The organism is Stappia sp. 28M-7, assembly GCF_014252955.1.
Classification (GTDB): domain Bacteria; phylum Pseudomonadota; class Alphaproteobacteria; order Rhizobiales; family Stappiaceae; genus Stappia.
Window position 1 is genome coordinate 1 of sequence record NZ_JACMIA010000001.1, and the last position, 18,104, is coordinate 18,104.

General features: G+C 65.9%; 14 protein-coding genes and 1 pseudogene. 3 read left to right on the forward strand and 12 right to left on the reverse strand.

The window, feature by feature from the left end:
- Window positions 1-555: 555 nt before the first annotated feature.
- From H7H34_RS00005 to H7H34_RS00030, 6 genes and pseudogenes are all read right to left on the reverse strand, one after another.
- On the reverse strand, window positions 556-2,730 hold the full coding sequence (locus H7H34_RS00005; RefSeq protein ID WP_185923841.1) for a hypothetical protein: 2,175 nt from the start codon (window positions 2,728-2,730) through the stop codon (window positions 556-558).
- A gap of 100 nt (window positions 2,731-2,830) precedes the next feature.
- Entirely contained in the window at window positions 2,831-3,817 is a 987-nt protein-coding gene (locus tag H7H34_RS00010; RefSeq protein WP_185923842.1) for a helix-turn-helix transcriptional regulator, read from the reverse strand.
- A gap of 303 nt (window positions 3,818-4,120) precedes the next feature.
- On the reverse strand, window positions 4,121-7,177 hold the full coding sequence (locus H7H34_RS00015; protein WP_185923843.1) for an autotransporter domain-containing protein: 3,057 nt from the start codon (window positions 7,175-7,177) through the stop codon (window positions 4,121-4,123).
- A gap of 306 nt (window positions 7,178-7,483) precedes the next feature.
- A complete protein-coding gene (locus H7H34_RS00020) occupies window positions 7,484-7,936 on the reverse strand; it encodes a GNAT family N-acetyltransferase (protein ID WP_185923844.1) in 453 nt (150 codons plus the stop codon).
- Window positions 7,937-8,110: 174 nt separating this feature from the next.
- A pseudogene (locus tag H7H34_RS00025) lies at window positions 8,111-8,699 on the reverse strand (FMN-dependent NADH-azoreductase).
- Window positions 8,700-8,740: 41 nt separating this feature from the next.
- The gene (locus tag H7H34_RS00030) at window positions 8,741-9,223 is read right to left on the reverse strand and encodes a DMT family transporter (protein ID WP_185923845.1); all 483 of its coding nucleotides are present in this window, start codon (window positions 9,221-9,223) and stop codon (window positions 8,741-8,743) included.
- Between the two features lie 81 nt (window positions 9,224-9,304).
- Between H7H34_RS00030 and H7H34_RS00035 the strand changes: the two genes are divergently transcribed.
- A complete protein-coding gene (locus H7H34_RS00035; protein WP_209006120.1) occupies window positions 9,305-10,210 on the forward strand; it encodes a LysR substrate-binding domain-containing protein in 906 nt (301 codons plus the stop codon).
- Between the two features lie 45 nt (window positions 10,211-10,255).
- On the opposite strand, the gene pdxY is transcribed toward H7H34_RS00035, so the two are convergent.
- Both pdxY and H7H34_RS00045 read right to left on the reverse strand, forming a co-directional pair.
- Complete coding sequence (gene pdxY, locus H7H34_RS00040) at window positions 10,256-11,104, reverse strand: pyridoxal kinase (RefSeq protein WP_185923847.1); 849 nt, start codon at window positions 11,102-11,104, stop codon at window positions 10,256-10,258.
- Window positions 11,101-11,799 (reverse strand): glutamine amidotransferase, encoded by a 699-nt coding sequence (locus H7H34_RS00045; RefSeq protein ID WP_185923848.1) that lies wholly within the window; start codon window positions 11,797-11,799, stop codon window positions 11,101-11,103. Before H7H34_RS00045 ends, pdxY begins: the two co-directional genes overlap by 4 nt.
- An 89-nt stretch (window positions 11,800-11,888) precedes the next feature.
- Between H7H34_RS00045 and pdxR the strand changes: the two genes are divergently transcribed.
- On the forward strand, window positions 11,889-13,337 hold the full coding sequence (gene pdxR / locus H7H34_RS00050; protein ID WP_185923849.1) for a MocR-like pyridoxine biosynthesis transcription factor PdxR: 1,449 nt from the start codon (window positions 11,889-11,891) through the stop codon (window positions 13,335-13,337).
- Here the strand turns inward: pdxR and bioB are convergent.
- The 4 genes from bioB to H7H34_RS00070 all read right to left on the reverse strand — a co-directional run bounded on the left by bioB (window position 13,256) and on the right by H7H34_RS00070 (window position 16,714).
- Window positions 13,256-14,293 carry a biotin synthase BioB gene (gene bioB / locus H7H34_RS00055; protein WP_185923850.1) on the reverse strand — a complete coding sequence of 346 codons (1,038 nt, stop codon included), beginning with the start codon at window positions 14,291-14,293 and terminating at the stop codon, window positions 13,256-13,258. The two genes, pdxR and bioB, sit on opposite strands and share 82 nt — an antisense overlap.
- Window positions 14,290-14,847 (reverse strand): biotin transporter BioY, encoded by a 558-nt coding sequence (locus tag H7H34_RS00060; RefSeq protein ID WP_185923851.1) that lies wholly within the window; start codon window positions 14,845-14,847, stop codon window positions 14,290-14,292. The genes bioB and H7H34_RS00060 overlap by 4 nt, the downstream gene beginning before the upstream one ends.
- Before the next feature lie 82 nt (window positions 14,848-14,929).
- The gene (locus H7H34_RS00065) at window positions 14,930-15,598 is read right to left on the reverse strand and encodes a GntR family transcriptional regulator (protein WP_067222837.1); all 669 of its coding nucleotides are present in this window, start codon (window positions 15,596-15,598) and stop codon (window positions 14,930-14,932) included.
- Window positions 15,599-15,670: 72 nt separating this feature from the next.
- Window positions 15,671-16,714 carry a LacI family DNA-binding transcriptional regulator gene (locus tag H7H34_RS00070; protein WP_185923852.1) on the reverse strand — a complete coding sequence of 348 codons (1,044 nt, stop codon included), beginning with the start codon at window positions 16,712-16,714 and terminating at the stop codon, window positions 15,671-15,673.
- Between the two features lie 112 nt (window positions 16,715-16,826).
- On the opposite strand from H7H34_RS00070, the gene H7H34_RS00075 reads away from it, so the two are divergent.
- The gene (locus H7H34_RS00075; protein WP_185923853.1) at window positions 16,827-18,101 is read left to right on the forward strand and encodes a M20/M25/M40 family metallo-hydrolase; all 1,275 of its coding nucleotides are present in this window, start codon (window positions 16,827-16,829) and stop codon (window positions 18,099-18,101) included.
- Window positions 18,102-18,104: the final 3 nt, after the last annotated feature.

An 18,104-nucleotide genomic window follows, 5' to 3' on the forward strand; every position in this document is an offset into this window, starting at 1 on the left:
AAATTCCCAAATACAGCCTGAACGTTACGAAGCCCGGTCCCAGCCGGGCTTTTTGCGTTTGGGAAATCGGTCGTCTCTGACGGCCACCGAGACGACGAAACCGTTCGGCCGACAGGCCCATTGCGCCCAACCTCGCTGAGGTAGGGCGATCTGCCGACTGTCGCAGCGGGTCTTCACGTCGCCAAAATCCAGTTCAAGGGACCGGACAGGCTGGCGGCGTTGGGCGCCCAGGTCAGCCGCACCTGCTGGAATGCTGCAACGTCATCCGCCCGGCTTCACGTGTCGGCCGAGCCAGAGCGCCTGTGCCGGCTTCTCCCGGCCTTTCTGTCAGTGCGCACAGGAAGCGATAGTCCCGGTTCAGAAGCATGGGGGGCGGATTTTCGGCCGGCCCGGCATCTCGGGCTGATGCCGGGCGACCCGATTGCCCATTGAAACTCCACCAAGGATACCGGCGGCGACGATCCGCCCTTCTGTGAGGTCGCGATCACCACCAGGGTTCGCCCGCACTCCGGTGCCGCGTGGCGGGTCGGAATTGCGGGCGGCAGGGACTTTGCCTTAGCCCCGCCGTGCCACACAGGCGAACCTGCGGGCTCCCAGCTTCTTGGCGACCGCTTTCCTGCCGCAGATGCACCTGCTGCCGCGAACCGTGCCGCCCTGGCAGACCACGTTCTGCCTTCTGGGGGCAGGGTTCACCCGGGACGGCGGTCTGGTTTTCGTTTTCGCCCGCGGATCGGTGCGCACGGCCTGCTTCTTCTGACAGGCGAAGGCGGCCTTCCCGATTTTCACAAGGTTGCGGTTGGGCCCGCAGCGGCACTTTCCGTTGGCGACCCTGCCGCCCCTGCAGACGATCTCGACCCTTCTGGGGGTGGGGTTGGTCCGGGCAGGCCGCCTCGGTTCGGGCGGCTTGGCGACCGCAATGCACTGATAGGACGCGTTTCCGGTCTTCCTGCGGATCTTGTTCTGGCCGCACTGGCAGGTGCCCCTGGCGATCCGGCCACCGACGCAGACGAGCCGTGGCTGCGGCGGCGTCGGGTTGGTGCGGGCCGGCGCCGGCGCCTTGTCGGGAGCCTTAGGGGGCGCGTGCGTGGGATTGGGGTCCGCAGTCAGGACGCCGACACCACCGCCAACGGCGGGGTTCACCCGGGGGTCGGGCTTGGGGAGGTCGTGACCAGGGTCCCTCCGGCTGCCGGTCAGGTCGCCGATGCCGCTGCTGTGCCCGGCGGCTTTCGCGCATTGGAAGGTACGGGCCGTGAAGGCATGGTCGAGCGGGTCTCCGGGCGACACCGTCCGCAGCGTGCAACCGGCCTCGATCGTGTCGGTAATGTCGAAATTGATCAGCGTTGCGGCGCGATAATGGCTGCTGGCCACCTGCTCGGGCTGGAGAACGCCTGAGAAGTTGCCGAGCGCCCCGCAGTCCAGCGAGTAATGGATGTTGTCCGCCTTGGGCGCGTCGAACCAGACCAGCGCCTTCGCATCGCGCGGGCACGTGTAGCTCTGCGCGAGCGGGCCGTTGTCGACAAACTGAAAATTGCCCTGGAACGAGGTTATCTTCGGCGTGTCGTCGTCGTCGTCGGTGCCGCTCGGCGATGCCAGTCCGCCGCCGCCCGCCCCGGTGCAGTGCAGGGTGATGTCTTTCCAGCCGGTCTCCTGGTTGAAGGTCTCGTTGACGAGATCGCGCGCGTTGAACTGGACGCTCGTCGTCCCGTCGACCTCGACCCAGCGCTCATGAACAGCCCTGAAATACCCGCCGTCGTGTTGGGCCTGTGCGTCGATGTCCTCGCTCGCAATGGCGCCGTCGCCGCGCTGTTCCCACAGCCTGAAGGACACCGGGCCTTCCTGGTTTGTCTCCATGGTCACCCGCAGCTTGGCCTTCTTGCAGCGGGTGCCGGGTGTCGGCTCGGTATAGGCGTTGGAGTAGGTGGTCAGCGTCAGGCGGATGTCGTTGACCGTCATCGGGCCCTGGTCGAAGGCGAGATCCTGGTTGTCCGGCGTATTGGGTGTATCGGTGCCGCTCGTCCTTGGAATGCCGCCGGTATCGCTCGGCGGCTTGGAATCGGGGACGGGGGGCTTCGAATTCTGGCCGAGGCACTCGATCTTGAGGCCGACGAAGCCGAAGGCGGTGGCCCGGCCGAAGTCGCCATAGCCCTCGTATTCGTTCAGATAATAGGGAAAGCGTTTGCGACGCTTTTCCCTGGCATCGGCATGTATGGCCAGCGGCAGCGGGTAGCTGAAGCTGTGCCCTTGCTCGGTTTCGGTCCAATTGGCATTGCAGCGATTGACGATCGCCTGCTCGTCGGTTTGGTTTAGCCTCGTGAATTCGTCGATGAGGATGTTCGCCGGGCCGGAAACCGATGTTCTGGAGTCGATGATGGCTTCTATGGGGTTTGGCTGGTTGCCGTGGGGTGTCTTGATGTATGTCGAGAAGACATCGCGAACTGCTCCATTGGTCAGATTGCGTCCGATGCGATAGAACTCGATATAGCCGCGTGACATCTCGATGGTGACATGGATGGGGATCGTTCGCGGATGGTCGCTGATCCGGGTCCACATGCCGTTTTCTTGTTCGACGAGGATCGTCTCCACATTGAAACCACCGCTGATCTCGATGTTGTTGAATCGAGGCGCCGCCGCCGCTGCTGGCGTCGCCAGCACGCCTGCAGCGCACAGGAACAGTGCCGCGGGCGACATCCTCCGGAGCAAACTTGAGGTCAACGGGCTTTCAGCAGACATAGGCTCGTCCTCGCTATCCAGCGTTGCTGCGCGAGGATATTGCGTTGCGAATGCCCGGGCTTGGGGGATGCGGCAAGGGTGAGAGCCGCACCGCGCACTGTCAGGTGGGTGGAGCCACCGGTCTGGATCTGCGCACATCCGACGGCGTCATCTTGTAGCGACGGCGGAAGGCCTGATTGAACCACGACAGATCGCCGAAGCCGGACTGATAGGCGATGGCGGTGATGCTGTGGTGGTTGAGGCGAGGATCGCAAAGCAGTTCGTGGGCTCGCTCCAGCCTTGCCGCAAGGACGTAGTCCGTGAAATTCGCGCTGGACGCGTAGAACAGGTTGCGAATGGCGCGCGGCGAGAAGCCGTGCCGGGCGGCAATCCACTCCAGCGAGAGATCGGGATGGGAGAGATTTGCCCAGATGTCGTCCTTGATGCGGGCGAGCCGTGCCGCCCGCGCGCTGTCCTTGGTTGCCTCGATGGCATCCCGGGTGGGGTCGACGGCCAGAATGAACAGGTCTGTCAGCGTTTTCCTGGCCTGGAGGAGCACCTCGCCGTCGAGCGGCCCGATATCGCTGGCGAGCGTCCTCGCATAGCCGCACAGGAGGTCGAGCGCGGCAGACTGCGGCACGCCGTGATCGAGCGCATGGTCGAGATCGCCGACGGCCGCGGCAATATGTGCGCGCGAGACGCAAATGACCTGGCTATGGCTCGTCAGCGACCAGGCGCTGTATCTCTCGTCGTTGCCCCTGAGATGCGCCGGCCCTCCCGGCCCCACGGTAACTTCATCGCGTCCATGGCGGCGGTCGTGCAGCCGCATCTGGATCGGGTGTCCCCCGCGATGGACCAGCAGGCACAGGTCGTCGTTTCCGTCGAGTGCGACATGGTTTTTCTGGCGCATGTTCGACATGCCGGACATCGTCTGGAAGCTGGCATAGGCGTTCGGCATGATGCGGAGCGAAAAGTCGAACGCCATTCGCTCGTCTTCATGGCGATCCATGAAAAAGCTGATGCTCGGCTCGAGAGCTTCCAGCAGCTTGGCTATTTCGCACGGGCCAGCTTCCGTGAATGACAGTCGATGAAAGTTGCCTTCGGTCAAATCCGCTCACTCCATTTAGAGTGCTGCCATGCTGACATGGCTGTCACCAGACGAGACGAACCGAGTGAACCGGCGGAGCATGGCCGCTGTCGGCAGAAATGAGGGCGATTTTGTCGCCTCATGCGTGCCGCGCGGTGCATGCTTCCCCCTTGCGTATCCAGGAGCGTGCACAGGGTAACGCAGGGGCATCCATCGGGGCAATGCTCGCATGAGTTGCCGGGGCGCGCGGTCGTGCGGCCCCGTAACGTCGCTCAGCAGGAGTGGGAAGATCATCGCCTGCCGTTCGGGCAAGGACACCTGCGATCAGAAGCGTATGTTCAGCTTGAGGCTGGCCGTGTGATCCTGAAGCCCGGAGCCGAGGAGCGCCCCGTAGGCAAGGCCCATTGTGGTGTTCTGCGTGAGGTTCACATCCAGGCCCGTGTCGAACACGAACGTGTCCTGCGCCAGCGGAACGCCCGCGATGACGAAGGGAGCGCCGCCCGAAGCGAAGGCGAACTGCGATGTCGGGGTGCTGCCGAACGCATGCCGCCAGCCCACCGTGCCGCGCAAGGTTGCCTGCGTCCCGCCCAGGCTGACATCGGTCTCCGCGCGAAGGCCGACCGTGGTGAAGGTCGCATCGACAGCGCTTGAGGCGGCGGTCAGGGCTGCTGCGCCACCGCTTTCGGTGAACCCGTCGGTAGACAGATGCACATAGGCGAGATTGGCGAAGGGCTCGAAGCGGGCCGCGCCTGCCTCGAAACGATAGCTCGCCTCGCCCCAGGCTTGCAGGGTTCGCGCGCTGTAGGATGCGCTGAGACTGTCCGTGAATCCGGTGAAGGCTACCGAGCGGGACGTGTCGAGCTGGTGCCAGCTATGGGCAAGACCGCCGGTCAGCGCGAAGGCATTCCATTCGCCGCCGCCATACAGTCCGAGCGTGTAGGTATCGGCCGTTCCAGAGGAGGACCGGTCGTCGACGCTGAAGCTCGACCGGGAATAGCCGCCCAGCACGCCGAGGCGCACACCGTCCCAGACCTGCGCGTCGCCGCCCATCAGGAAGCCGCCGATAGTGCGGTCCATTGTGGCTGCATTCCCGTCGCCGTCCCACTGGCTCCAGGAGCCGAAGCCCTGTCCCCAAAGACCGAAACTCTCGGAGATGCGATCCTCGATCCGGGTGTTCCTGCCGGAGCCGACGCCGCCGCGCGCTGAACGCAGGCGGCCCATCGCCGCTTCGCGCGGGAAGCGGCTGTCCTCGAGGAGCGCGGTATGCGCGGAGGCATGCACCTCGCCCGAAAGCAGGTCGAGGGCGATGGGGGCCTCCGCGACGGCCAGTGCCAGGACGGCGTTGAACACGCTGTTTCCCGCACCGAGCGAGTAGGCGCCGCTTCCGGCCGCGCATTGATTGGCGGTCATGCCGGCGAGGCAGAAGCTGGTTGCTGCCGCCGAGGTCAGATAGACGTTGCTTGGGTCGTAGGAGAGCGTGAAACCGAGGAAGGCGTAGGTGTCGGTGACGGCATCGAAAGCGCCGCTGACGCCGGCACCCGTCGTAAGGATGGTGTAGGTGCCCGGCAGGTAGGTCGAGCCGTCGTCGGTACCGTTCTCAGGCGTGACATGAACCGTGCCGCCATTGATGGTTGCCGTCCCGGTGACATTGAGCACGTCGTTGTTGAGGCCGGCAACGAAGCCGGCATCGTCGAGTTCGATCGCGAAGACCGATCCTGTATCGAAACTGGCGGAGGCGGCGGTCATCACGCCGATGGAGTTGCCCGGAGCCAGGGTGCCGCCGGAATTGACGGTGACGGCGCCTGCCGTGCCATCGCCGCCGAAGGTGCCCCCGGTGACCAGCACGTCGCCGACCAGGCCCATGTTGCGCAGCGTCCCGCTGGAGACGGTGGTGCCTCCCGAATAGCTGTTGATGCCGCGCAGGGTCGTCATGCCGGAGCCGATGTGGTTGACCGCGGCGGAGCCGGTGATGGCGACGTTCGCGCCCGCCACCGTGCCGTCACTGGTGAAGTAATAGTCGGCATCGCTGTGATTGAAATTGATCACCGCCGTGCCGGCCCCGCCATCGACCGTGATGGCGTCGACCACGCCCGCTGCGCCGCCCGTCCCGATATTGAGCGTGCCGGTGGTGGGAACGACATTGGCCAGCGTCAGTTGGCCGGAGCCGACCACGATACGCCCGCCATTGGAGAGATTGAGCGTGCCGTCGCCCTGCCATCCGACATAGTTTGCGCCGGTGGTGGTCCAGCTGGAGCCGGTCCCGTCGATCGTCACCGTGCCGACGCCGCCCGCCGCTGCGGCGACATAGCCTGCCGAGCTGCCTACCGAGCCGCCGCCCGAGATCTCCAGCGTGCCGACGCCGCGATTGCCGACACGCAGATTGCTGGAGTTGTTCCACGTTGCGCCGTTGACGGTGACGGTCCCGACGCCGTCGCTCTCGGAGCCGATCGAGGCCACGGTGCTGTTGACCGTGCCGCCGTTGGCGACGTGCACTGCGCCGGTGCCGGACTCGCCGACAACCAGGGTGGCGCTGCTCCAGACGGATCCCAGGTCGTTCACAGTGACCGTGCCGCTGCTCGTGGCGGCGCTCCCGACATTCGCATTGCCATTGGTGACCGCGCCGAGCCCGGAAATATCCAGCCTGCCGGTGCCATCGTTGCCGACATCGAGCGTGTTGGCGATGGTCCAGGTCCCGCGATCCACCGTCACGGTGCCGACGCTGCCGTCTGAAACCCCGATCACGCCGGTGTTGCTGCTGACCGTGCCCTGATTGGTGACGTTCAGGGAGCCCTGCCCCTGATCGCCGACATAGAGACTGGCCGAATTCGTCCAGGTGGACCCCGCGCCGTTGACATTCACGTGGCCGATGCTGCCCGCGATGTCGCCGATGCGCGCCGAGCTGTTGCTCACATCGCCGGTGTTCGTGATGTTCAGCGTGGCTTCGCCGCGGCCTCCGACGATCAAGCCTGCGGCATTGACCCAGGCCGCGTTCGCGCCGTTCACGTTGACGACGCCCTCGCTGCCGACCGTGTCGGCCATATAGGCCGATCCGTTCTGCACCACGGCGCCATTGGTGATGTTCAGGTTGCCCGCGCCGGCGCTTCCGACATACAGAGCGGCATTCTGAAGGTCCCAGGTCGAGCCCAGGTCATCGACCGTTACGGTGCCGGTGCCGCCATTGCCGATTCGCCCGACGTCGCTGCCGACGTCGCCGCCATTGGTGATGGTCAATGTGCCGGAGCCGACCTGGCCGACCGTGAGAGCCGCGCCGATGTTCCACGGATCGGGCTGCGTTCCGCCGCCCCCGCCGATGACGGTTTCGCTCGCGCCGCCTTCGATGACCTGCTGCGCATGGACCGGATGGCTGACGAGTACGCTCAAAGTCGTCGAGCTCAGCAGTGCTCCGAGAGCTGTTCCCAGGAGCTTTCCGCTTGCGTTGACAAATGAACTTCCACCGATCATCGGCATTTACCCCTGGCATCTTGCTCTGCGGCGCGAGGATAAGTGCATCGCGAAGGCGGGTGCTTGGGGAATCAGGCAGGGGCGAGAGCCGTTTTCGGGGTGGCAGACGTTATTTCGGTGCCGAAGTGCGTGAGCTCGGAGCCGGCTTCGTCCTTCGCCAATGACCCGTGTGCTCTGCTCGCCGGGAGCTCTGGCCGGGCGGGATTTTCCCCGCCCGGCCGTCCGCTAGCCGATCAGCCAAAGGCGGGCGTTTTCGAACGCGTTCCCGTCGTCGTCGACGGGGCGGCGGGAAATCTCCTGGAACCCCAGGCGCTTGTAGAAGGCCATCGCCTGCCGGTTACCGGTGTAGACCTCAAGCGTCAGCTCGCCCTTGAGCGTCAGGGCGTGGGCAATCAGCTGACGTCCAAGCCCGGCCCCTTGCCGGTCGGGCGACACGAAAATGGCGCCGACAAACGTACCGAGCAGGCTGATGAAGCCGCAGGGATCACCGCCCATGCAGGCGACCCAGGTCTCGGATTGCGGGAGATATCGGTCTTCGATAAGCGCTTTTTGCTCGCGCAAGCGCTGCTCCCCGACAAAGGGATGGGCCAGCAGCGAGGCTTCGAGCCAGATGTGCGACAGCTTTTTCGTATCCGTGGCCGGGTCATAGGGCCGGATGACGGCGTCATGGGTTTTCATGACAACTCCGAAGGATGGTTATGCCGAGAGGTGCGGCGACTTTTCCAAGTGCCGTTCGAGACCGCCGGGAGCGGTTGCGTTAGCTGCCTCTGCGCATAAATCTCCTTCTGCTGCTGCGCTTTTTCTAGGCTTGCCGGAATCTGCCGTCAATGTCTGGAAAGGGACGCTCTCCCGTCAGGCGGCGCCGTGGTGCCCGTAGCACGGGGCCAGCGCAGATATGGCCTCGAAAGCCGCCTGCTTGCCGCTTTGCTTTCGGGCTTCGCCGAGGGAGAGACCTTCCGCCACGACCGCCTCGATTCGTGTCACGCCGATGAATGCGAACATCGACCGAAGATAGGCTTCCGCATGCTCGCACGGGGCCAGGGAACCGCCTTGCCGGTACTGTCCGCCGCGCGCCACGGCAAGGATGATCCGCTTGTCCCGCGCCAGCCCTTCGACGCCCGTCTCGGTATAGCGGAAGGTCTTTCTCGCGATGACGATCCGGTCGATCCACGCCTTGAGCTGGCTCGAAATAGTCAGGTTGTAGAATGCGACGCCGATGACGATGACGTCGGCGTTCATGAACTCGTCCAGGATTTCTTCGCCGAGCGCGATCTCCTGCGCCATCGCCGGTCAGATGCGGAACGGGAGCGGCGACCAGATCGCGATAGGCGACGTCGGTCTCCGGATTAAGGTCTTGCAGCCTTTGAACGGTCGCCCGGGACAGCTCCCGGCTCACCGAGTGCGCGCCGAGAATGCTGGAATCGACATGAAGCAATTTCATGGGGGGATCTTTCTTGAAACGTCTGGACCGGTGTTGCGCTGTCAGGAGCTCGCAAGCGGCTTCAGGCCGAGCGCCTGCAGCTGCATCACGATCAGTCCGAGGAAGATCAGGCCGACGCCGACCAGGCGGGAGAGCGTGACGGGCTTTTGAGGCAGGCCGACAAGGCCCCACTGGTCGATGATGATCGACGCCAGCATCTGGCCGGCGATGACCGCCATCATGAAGCCGGCGGCGCCGAGCTTCGGCGCAAGCATGAGCGCGCCGGTTATGTAGACGACGCCGACAATGCCGCCGATCCATATCCAGCGCGGCGCCTGCACCAGGCCGGACAGGGTTGGCGCTCCCACCTTCGCGAGCGCCATGACGGGCACGATGCAGGCGAAGCTGACGCAAAGGGAGATGAGCGTGCCCCAAAGCGGATGACCGAGCGACCGCCCGAGGGCGGCATTCGCCCCCGCCTGAAACGGCACAACGGCACCTGTGATGATGGCTGCGAGAATGAGAAGCAGTGAGTTGGTGTGCATGGATGAACCTCCGATGCGCACCAGATGCGATATTTGATTTGTGGATGGAAATTCCGATAAAATATCCGCAACATGCATGACATGAATACTCTTAGGGGCATCGACCTCAACCTGCTGGTGGTTCTCGACGCGCTGCTGGCCGAGCGGCATGTGTCGCGCACGGCCGCTCGGCTGAACATGAGCCAGCCGGCCGTGAGCCACGCGCTCGCACGCCTGCGGCATCTCTTCGATGATCCCCTGCTGATCCGCCGCTCCGGGCGGCTCGTGCCGAGTGCCAGGGCGCGCGAAATCGCGCCCGTCCTGACCGAGGCCCTGCGACAGGTGCGGGAGGTACTGGGACCGGGCGGCTTCGATCCCGCCAGCGAGAAGCGGGCATTCCGTCTGGCGATGTCGGATTACGGCTCTGCGGTCGTCCTTCCCGATCTTTTGAAAAAACTGCGCCGCGAAGCGCCGGGGATCGATCTGGCGATAACCCAGTCGAGCCGCGAGGCGATGGTTCAGCTGGTTCTGGATGGGGAGTGCGATCTGGCACTGGGCGTCTTTCCCGATCTTCCCGAACGGATCGAGGCCGAGCAGCTTTTCCTGGAGCACTTCGCGTGCCTCGCGGACCGGGAGGGGCTGGCGGGGGGCGGCCGTCTCGATCTGGAGGCTTATCTCGCCCGGCCCCATATGCTCGTGGCGCTGAAGGACGAAGCGAATACCGAGATCGAGATGGCCTTGCGCGCCATCGGCCATGTGCGCCGCGTCGCCGTCACGCTGCCGCATTGGGGAAATGCGCCGCGGCTGATCCAGGGCACGGATCTTGTCCTGACCGTCGCGCGGAAGGCCCTGGGGCGCCATGAGCGCGACCCGGCGCTCGTCATCTTCGAGCCGCCGTTTTCGATCCCGTCCTTTCCGTTCGTTCAGGTCTGGCATGAGCGGCGCAGCGGCGATCCCGCGCATCTGTGGCTGCGCAATGCCGTCGCGCGCGTCTCGAGGTCCCTTTAGCGTCCGGCCGATCGACCGCCCCGCGCCCCGCCCCGCTCCGCTCCGCTACAACGGGGCGAGCATCAAAAGCGCACGGCGGAAGTCCGGCTCGCTGAGAACCACCTCGCCGGCGCCGAGCGTGCGGGCGTGGTTCAGGGCGCGGGAGGTGAGGTGCTGGGCGGTCTCGACCGCCTGCGGCAGGGGCAACCCGCGCGCCAGCCCCGCGACGACCAACCCGGAAAACAGGTCTCCCGTTCCGGGAAGGGCGATGGGCAGATGCGCCACCGGATGGCGGCTTGCACCCCCTGCACCGAGAACGACGCTCTCGATATGGCCGGCGGGGCTGTCTTCCAGCGCGCAGCCCGTCGCGATCAGATGGGCGCCGGGCGCCATGCGCAGGCGGGTTTGGGCTGCTTCGAGGTCGGCCAGGGTCGCGATTTCCTGCCCGGTCAGCCAGCTCAGCTCGAACGGGTTCGGGGTTGCGATGTCGGCCAGCGGCAGCAAGCGGTCGCGCATCACGTCCGCGATGGTTTCCGGCACATAGAGGCCGGGACCGGCATCACCCATGACCGGGTCGCAGACATATCTGAGGCGAGGGTTGATCGCCTTGGCTTCCGCAACGAAATCCGCCGCCATCAGCGCCACATCGAGCGAGCCGATATAGCCGGTCAGGATAAAGTCCGCCCGCTCAGGCAAGCTGCGCTCGCGTGCGCCCTGCAACAGGTCGCAGAAGAAGTCCGGCGGCAGCGCCCGGCCGCGCAGCGTCGGATAATCGGGCGTGTTGGAGAAGATCACGGTCGGGATTGCCGCCACTTCCAGCCCCGCGGCCTGCATCGGGAACAGGGCTGCGGAATTGCCCACATGGCCGAAGACGACCTGGCTCTGGATCGAGATCACGAAAGGCGGCCGGGTCATGCCGGCAGCTCCTGCAGCCAGGCGCGGAGCATGGACTGGCCGGCGCGTCTCAGCGCCGGTCCGTGCGTTCCGGCATCGCGGCGCAGGCTGGCCGGATTGATGCCGGCCTGGGCCAGCTCCACACTATGGCCGATCAGCCAACGCTCGAAGGCAGGCAGTTCGCCGGCTTCGGGGTGGAATTGCAGGCCCAGAAGCGCCGGCCCCATCGCAAAGGCCTGGGCCGGGCAGGCCGCAGTGCCGGCGAGATTGTCCGCACCGGCAGGCGTCTCGAACGCCTCGCCGTGCCAGTGGAGCACCGGCACGCCCTCAAGGGCAGAGAGTGGCCCTTCCCGCGCGGCCTCCGTCAGCGCCAAGGGAGCAAAGCCGATTTCCTTGCGCGGCATTGCGGCAACCCTTGCACCGAGCGCCGCCGCCATCAGCTGCGCCCCCAGGCAGATGCCGAGCGTCGGGCGCCGGGCGGCAAGGCGCGGGACCAGCCAGTCGCGCTCCGCCGTCATGGACGGATAGGCATCGCCGTCGTTCACGCCGATCGGGCCGCCGAGCACCACCACGAGATCGGCACCGAGCGGATCCGGCAAGGGATCGATGCCGGCCTCCGCATGAACGAGATTGTAGTCTTGGTCCTCGAGCACGGCGCCGAAGCTGCCGAGGTCCTCGAAGGCAAGATGGCGCAGGATCAGGGCTGTTTTCGACATGCGGGTCCCCTTGCATTTGCAAGCCTGTCTCGCGAATATCCGGCCTGTACAAAAGTGCCAGTTTCTTAAATTCAGATAGGCCGGTTGGCGTGGCATCCGATCCGCTTGCCCTGGAGATCGACAAAGACCTGCACGGCCCGCTGTTCCTGGCGATTGCCGAGGCGATCACCCGCGACATCATGCGCGGGCGGCTGCGACCCGGCGCCCGCCTGCCGGGAACGCGGGCGCTGGCGCGCGAACTCGGCGTTCATCGCAACACGGTCGATGCCGCTTATCAGGATCTGTTGACGCAGGGTTGGCTGCACGCGGAGCCCGCGCGAGGAACCTTCGTCGCGCAGGATCTGCCCGAAGGCATGGCAGAGCCGGTGGCCGTCCCCATTCCCGCACACGCGCCCGCCCGCCGGCCGCCGCTTGCCTTCACCGACGGGGCACCTGATCCCAAGCTGGTGCCCGACAAGGCTCTGGCGCGCGCCTTCCGCCGCGCCCTGCTTTCGCCGGCCTTTCGCAGTGGGGCAGATTATGGCGATGCGCGCGGCACGCCCGTCTTGCGCCAGGCGCTTGCCTCCCACCTTGCCTCGGATCGGGGCGTGGTCGCCGACCCGGCTCGGCTGCTGATCACGCGTGGCAGCCAGATGGCCCTGTTCCTTGCGGCGAAGGCGGCCTTGAACCCGGGCGAGGTCATCGCCGTGGAGGAGCCCGGCTACCCGCTTGCCTGGGAGGCGTTCCGGGCCGCAGGCGTTGTCGTCGAGGGCGTTCCCATCGATGCGGGCGGCCTGTCGGTTGCCGCATTGGAGGCGGCGGTCGCCCGCGATCCGCGCATCAAGGCGGTCTATGTCACGCCCCATCACCAGTATCCGACGACGGTGACCATGGGCGCGGCGCGGCGGCTGCAGCTTCTGGAGCTGGTCGAGCGGCACGGGCTCACGCTGATCGAGGACGACTACGACCACGAATATCGCTTCGAGGGCCGCCCGGTGCTGCCGCTTGCCGCCCGTGCTCCGGCGGATCTGCCGCTGATCTATGTGGGCTCGCTGTCCAAGCTGCTCTCGCCGGGCATCCGGCTGGGCTATGCCGTGGCCCCGGAACCCTTGCTTGGCCGCATGGCGGCCGCGCGCGCGGCAATCGACCGGCAGGGCGATGCGCCGCTGGAAGCGGCCTTGGCGGAGCTGATCCACGACGGCGATCTCGGCCGCCATGCGCGAAAGGCGCGCCGCATCTATCGCGCTCGCCGTGATGTCCTGGCCTCGGCCCTCTCGGAACGGTTCGGGACACGGATCGACTTCGACGTGCCGGCGGGCGGACTGGCGTTATGGCTGCGTTGCCGGGATGTGTCGGCGGAAAGCTGGGCGGCGCGGGCCGGAGAGGCCGGGCTGGCCCTGCTTCCCGGGACCCGCTTCGCCCTGGAGCGCTCGGCGCCGCAAGCCTTTCGTCTCGGCTATGCGGCGCTGGGCGAGGCTCAGATCGCCCGGGCGGTGGAGATCCTTGCCCGCAGCTGGCCCGACGCTGCCGCGTCTGCCGGGACCGGCAGGCGGGAGTGAGCCGGCGCGACATGCATTCCAAGCCGCGCCAACAGCTCCCGGTCCTTCCACGCGGCCGGGTTGCCGGTGGTCAGCAGCTGGTCGCCGACGAAGATGGAGTTTGCCCCGGCAAGGAAGCACAGCGCCTGCAGCTCGTCGCTCATTCCCGTGCGGCCGGCCGACAGGCGCACAACGGAGGCCGGCATCAGGATGCGTGCCAGCGCCACGAGGCGGACGAGCGCAAACGGGTCGACCGGCTGAGCCGTGTCCTGCACCGGCACGCCTTCGATCTCGTTCCACAGGTTGATCGGCACGCTGTCGGGATGCGCCGGCAATGTCGCCAGCGTCACCAGCATGGCGATGCGATCCTCCTGTGTCTCGCCCATTCCGACAATGCCGCCGCAACAGACCCTGATCCCGCCCTTGCGGACGTGGCCGACGGTTTCCAGCCGGTCGTCCATCGTCCGTGTCGAGGCGATCTGCCGGTAATAGTCGGGCGAGGTGTCGATGTTGTGGTTGTAGAAATCGAGCCCGGCCGCCTTGAGCCGCGCCACCTGGTCGGGCTTCAGCATTCCCAGCGTCATGCAGGTTTCCAGCCCCAGCTCCGAGACGCCTCGCACCATGTCGCACAGCGTGTCCATGTCGCGATCCTTGGGGCTGCGCCAGGCGGCCCCCATGCAGAAGCGCTGGGCGCCCGCGGCCTTGGCGCGGCGGGCGGCCGCCAGCACCTCGTCGGTCTCCATCAGCTTCGTCGCCTTCACCCCTGTCCGGTGATGGGCCGATTGCGAGCAATAGCCGCAATCCTCGGGGCAGCCACCGGTCTTGATGCTGAGGAGGCTCGCCGTCTCGATCGCCGCAGGGTCGAAATGCGCCCGGTGCAGGGCCTGCGCACGGTAGATCAGGTCGGGGAAGGGCAGGCGATGGATCGCCCGGGCTTCTTCCATCGACCAGTCGGTCCTGATTTCGGCGCCGGTCATCTTGCGGCGCCTTTCAGGCGGCCGAGGCCGGTTGCCAGCGTGGCGGCGAGTGCGATCTTGACCAGGTCGCCGAGGATGAACGGGGCGAAGCCGGCGGCGATCAGGCCGGATACGGGAACGAAAAGGGCGAGCCAGATCAGGCCGAACGCATAGACCACGGCAAGGCCGGCGAGCATCGCCAGGAGCCGACCCGCAAGGCCGCGCCCTTCGGCCAGCCGCCCGGCCACGAGGGTCGCCAGCAGGTAGCCGGCGAGATAGCCGCCGGTCGGTCCCGCCATGTAGGCAAGCCCGATCCCGCGTTCCGGCGAGCCGGAAAACACCGGCAGGCCCATCGCCCCGGCGCCGAGATAGGCGGCCATGGCGGCAAAGCCGAGCCGGGGGCCGAGAGCTGCCGCCAGGAAAAACACGGCCAATGTATGCAGCGTCATCGGCACGGGCCAGAACGGGATCTGCACCTTGGCACCGATGGTGATCAGCGCCGCGCCGCAAAGCGAAATCACGACACCGCGCCAAAGCGATGCCGAGCGCGTCAAGGAGGGGATCAGCAATGCCATGAGAACGTCCTCGAAAGATAGGTTCAGGTCCTATCTATAATTCTGGAGGTGTTCTCGTCTGATCAACTCAGATTATAGATAATCATCCAGGAATTTCATAAGTCTCTCTGGCGTCGGTGTTTTTTGATGTCGGCTTGCGCTTCCCGATCCAGCCGACATGGCGGGCCAGCGTCGAGCAGGCGAACTCCGTGCGTCCGTCCCTCAAGGCAGTCAGGATGGTGCGGTGGTCGTGGTCCGTGCGCGCTTCCCAGTCGCTGCGCCAGGCCGCGAACAGGAACCTTGCGCTGGCGGCGTGCAGGCCGTCGATGGTCTGCAGCAGGCGCGGCATGCGGCATGGGGCGAGGATCAGCCGGTGGAACCTGCGGTTCGCGGCCTCCCAGTCGCGGACGTTGCCGGCGCGGTCTCCATGCCGGGTAACCTCTTCTGCTTCCGCAAGAATCGCGCGCGTCAGGTTCGGTGCGGCGTGCCGCAAGGCCAGCGATTCGAGACTGGCTCGCATCTCGGCGACTTCGCGCAATTCGGCGACGTCGAAGTCCGTGACGCGAAAGCCCCGCCAGGGCTCGCTCTCCGCCAGACCCTGGGTCTGCAGGGCGCGAAACGCCTCGCGCACCGGCACATGGCTGGTGCCGAACTCCGTCGCGACATGGTCCTGTCGCAATCGTGCCCCGGGTTGGATCTCGCCGGAGATGATCCGGTCCGCAAGGATGCGTGCGATGCGCTCGGAAATGGGGTCTTCTGTCGCTGCGGTCATGGATTATAGATAATCTGCGACGCGCATCGTGTCGATCCCGATGTCCGCCACGGGGCGACCCGAGGGGTTGTCTCAGGTGCTGCCGCGGGTGACGAGCTCATAGCCGACATCCCGCAGCGGGATGTCGGCATCCGGCTGCAGGATCCTCTGCACGAGCATTTCCGCCGCATTCCAGCCGATCTGGTAGCCGTTCGTGCGAATCGTGGTCAGTCCGGGATGCACCTCAGCCGCGATCTCGAAATCGCCGAAACCCGCCACGGCCATCTGTCGGGGCACGGCGATCCCCTGCCGCTGGCATTCGAACAGCGCCCCCACCGCCAGAATGTCCGAAGCGCACAGGACGGCGTCGATATCGTATTTGCTTTGAAGCATCTGCAGGCCGACGGCCCCGCCCCGGAAGCTGGAGGCATCCTGATAGAGGTCCTGCGCCTCGAGCGGCGACACGATCTGGCCGCTCGGCAGTCCGGCGGCCTTGAGCTCGTCCTTCAGGCCGGCCAGGCGCTCGACGTAGCGCGTCAGGCCGATGGCCGGGTAGTCGATATAGCCGATCTTGCGATAGCCGCGCTCGATGAGGTGCGCGGTAATTTCCCGAGCGGCTTCGTAGTTGCGAAACCCGGTCGCCATGTCCAGGAACGGGCCCTTGGTCTCCCAGGTCTCGACGACGGGAACGCCGGCCGCCTTCAGCAGATCCACCGTTTCCTGCCCGTGACGGGTGCCCGTCAGCACGATCCCGTCCGGGCGGCGCTGGATGAACGCCTTGACGACGGCGGTCTCGTCCTCGAGCGAATAGCCGGTATTGGCGATCATGAAGTGATAGGAGGCCTGGCGCAGGTAGTCGGCCATGCCCTGAATGCTCGTGGCGTTGTTCGAGTTTCGCAGCGACGGCACGACGATGCCGATCATGTTGGTCTTTCCCGACGCCAGGTTTCCGGCAACGCTGTTGGGCAGGAAACCGAGGCGCGCGCCCGCCTTGAGCACGTTTTCGCGCGTGCGCGGGGAGACCGATTCCGGTCGCTTGTACACCCGCGATACGGTCATGAGAGACACGCCGGCCTCGCGGGCCACGTCGGCCATGGTCGCCCAGCCCATCCCTCTGCGGATTGAATTGTCAGCCATTTGGCCTCCGTCGAATCTTATCGCGCAACCTACTTGACAACGCCGTCGCTTTGAAGGGAAATGTGAACGCTAACGTTAGCGCTAACATAACTACGAAAAGAGAGGGGGCGTGATGCAGACGGCGGATGAGCTGGCGCAGAAGGTCGGCGACTGGGTGGAGCAGGATCGCGACGAGATCGTTGCATTCCTGAGCAGGTTTCTGCAGGCGAAGTCCCCGAACCCGCCGGGCGACACGCGCGAGGCCAGTGCCTGCGTCGAGCAGTTTCTCGCAGCCGCCAGCCTGCCCTACCGGATTCTATCCGGCCAGGATCACCTGCCCAACATCGTCGGCACGCTGGACAGTGGCCGGCCGGGCAAGCATCTCGTGCTCAACGGGCACATGGATGTGTTTCCCGCGATCGAGGACATTCCGGGCGAGCGCAGCCAGTGGAGTGGCGAAGTGGTCGACGGCCGCGTGTACGGGCGCGGCGCGGCCGACATGAAGTGCGGAACGACCGCCGCGCTGTTTGCCTATCGGTATGTCGCGCGTCTCCTCGAGCAGCTTTCGGGTCGCCTGACCCTGACCGTCGTGTCCGACGAGGAAACCGGCGGGCGCTGGGGCACGGGCTATCTCATGCAGACCATTCCCGACGAGGTGCTCGGAGATTGCTGCCTCGACGGAGAGCCGAGCGGGCTTGCCACCTTGCGGTTCGGCGAGAAGGGCGCGCTGCGAGCGGTCCTGACGACGAAGACCCGAGGCGGTCACGGCGCCTACCCTCACATGAGCGACAGCGCCATCAAGATCGCGGCCGAGCTGGTGCGCGAGCTGGAGACGCTGGCGGACCTGACGCCGGACCTGCCGGAGCACATTCTCGATGTTCTCTCCAGGCCGGAGATCCGGGAGGCGACCGACAAGAGCCTGGGGGCCGGCGCGTGCGATGTCGTCGGCAAGGCGACGGTGAACATCGGCGTCATTCGCGGCGGTCTGAAGGTGAACATGCTGCCGGACGAGTGCGTTCTCGAGGTCGAGATCAGGATGCCGCCGGGCTTGCAGCGTTCGCTCGTCGAGCGGGAGCTGCTGTCGATCGTAGCTAGATATCCGACGACGACCTGCGAGATCCGAGACCATCACAGCTACGATTCAAGCTGGTGCGATCCGCAACACGAGATGGTCGCGATCCTTCAGCAATCGGCCGAGGCGGTCACCGGTCTGCGGCCCCAACCCATCATCAGTCTGGGCGGTTCCGATACCCGGTATTGGCGGCATCGCGGCATCCCGGCCTACCTCTACGGACCCTCGCCAAAGACGATGGGCCGGCGAGACGAGCATGTCACCATCGAAGAGCTGATCACTGTGGTGAAGGTCCACGCCATGAGCGCGGTCCGCTACCTCAATCAGGCGCAATAGTCG

What these genes read in the sequence shown, in the direction of transcription:
- H7H34_RS00070 (WP_185923852.1), bottom strand. Translation starts at nt 16,714, where the DNA reads ATGGCTGACAATTCAATCCGCAGAGGGATGGGCTGGGCGACCATGGCC.
- H7H34_RS00045 (WP_185923848.1), bottom strand. Translation starts at nt 11,799, where the DNA reads ATGTCGAAAACAGCCCTGATCCTGCGCCATCTTGCCTTCGAGGACCTC.
- H7H34_RS00020 (WP_185923844.1), bottom strand. Translation starts at nt 7,936, where the DNA reads ATGAAAACCCATGACGCCGTCATCCGGCCCTATGACCCGGCCACGGAT.
- H7H34_RS00030 (WP_185923845.1), bottom strand. Translation starts at nt 9,223, where the DNA reads ATGCACACCAACTCACTGCTTCTCATTCTCGCAGCCATCATCACAGGT.
- H7H34_RS00035 (WP_209006120.1), top strand. Translation starts at nt 9,305, where the DNA reads ATGAATACTCTTAGGGGCATCGACCTCAACCTGCTGGTGGTTCTCGAC.
- H7H34_RS00005 (WP_185923841.1), bottom strand. Translation starts at nt 2,730, where the DNA reads ATGTCTGCTGAAAGCCCGTTGACCTCAAGTTTGCTCCGGAGGATGTCG.
- bioB (WP_185923850.1), bottom strand. Translation starts at nt 14,293, where the DNA reads ATGACCGGCGCCGAAATCAGGACCGACTGGTCGATGGAAGAAGCCCGG.
- H7H34_RS00060 (WP_185923851.1), bottom strand. Translation starts at nt 14,847, where the DNA reads ATGGCATTGCTGATCCCCTCCTTGACGCGCTCGGCATCGCTTTGGCGC.
- H7H34_RS00065 (WP_067222837.1), bottom strand. Translation starts at nt 15,598, where the DNA reads ATGACCGCAGCGACAGAAGACCCCATTTCCGAGCGCATCGCACGCATC.
- H7H34_RS00075 (WP_185923853.1), top strand. Translation starts at nt 16,827, where the DNA reads ATGCAGACGGCGGATGAGCTGGCGCAGAAGGTCGGCGACTGGGTGGAG.
- pdxY (WP_185923847.1), bottom strand. Translation starts at nt 11,104, where the DNA reads ATGACCCGGCCGCCTTTCGTGATCTCGATCCAGAGCCAGGTCGTCTTC.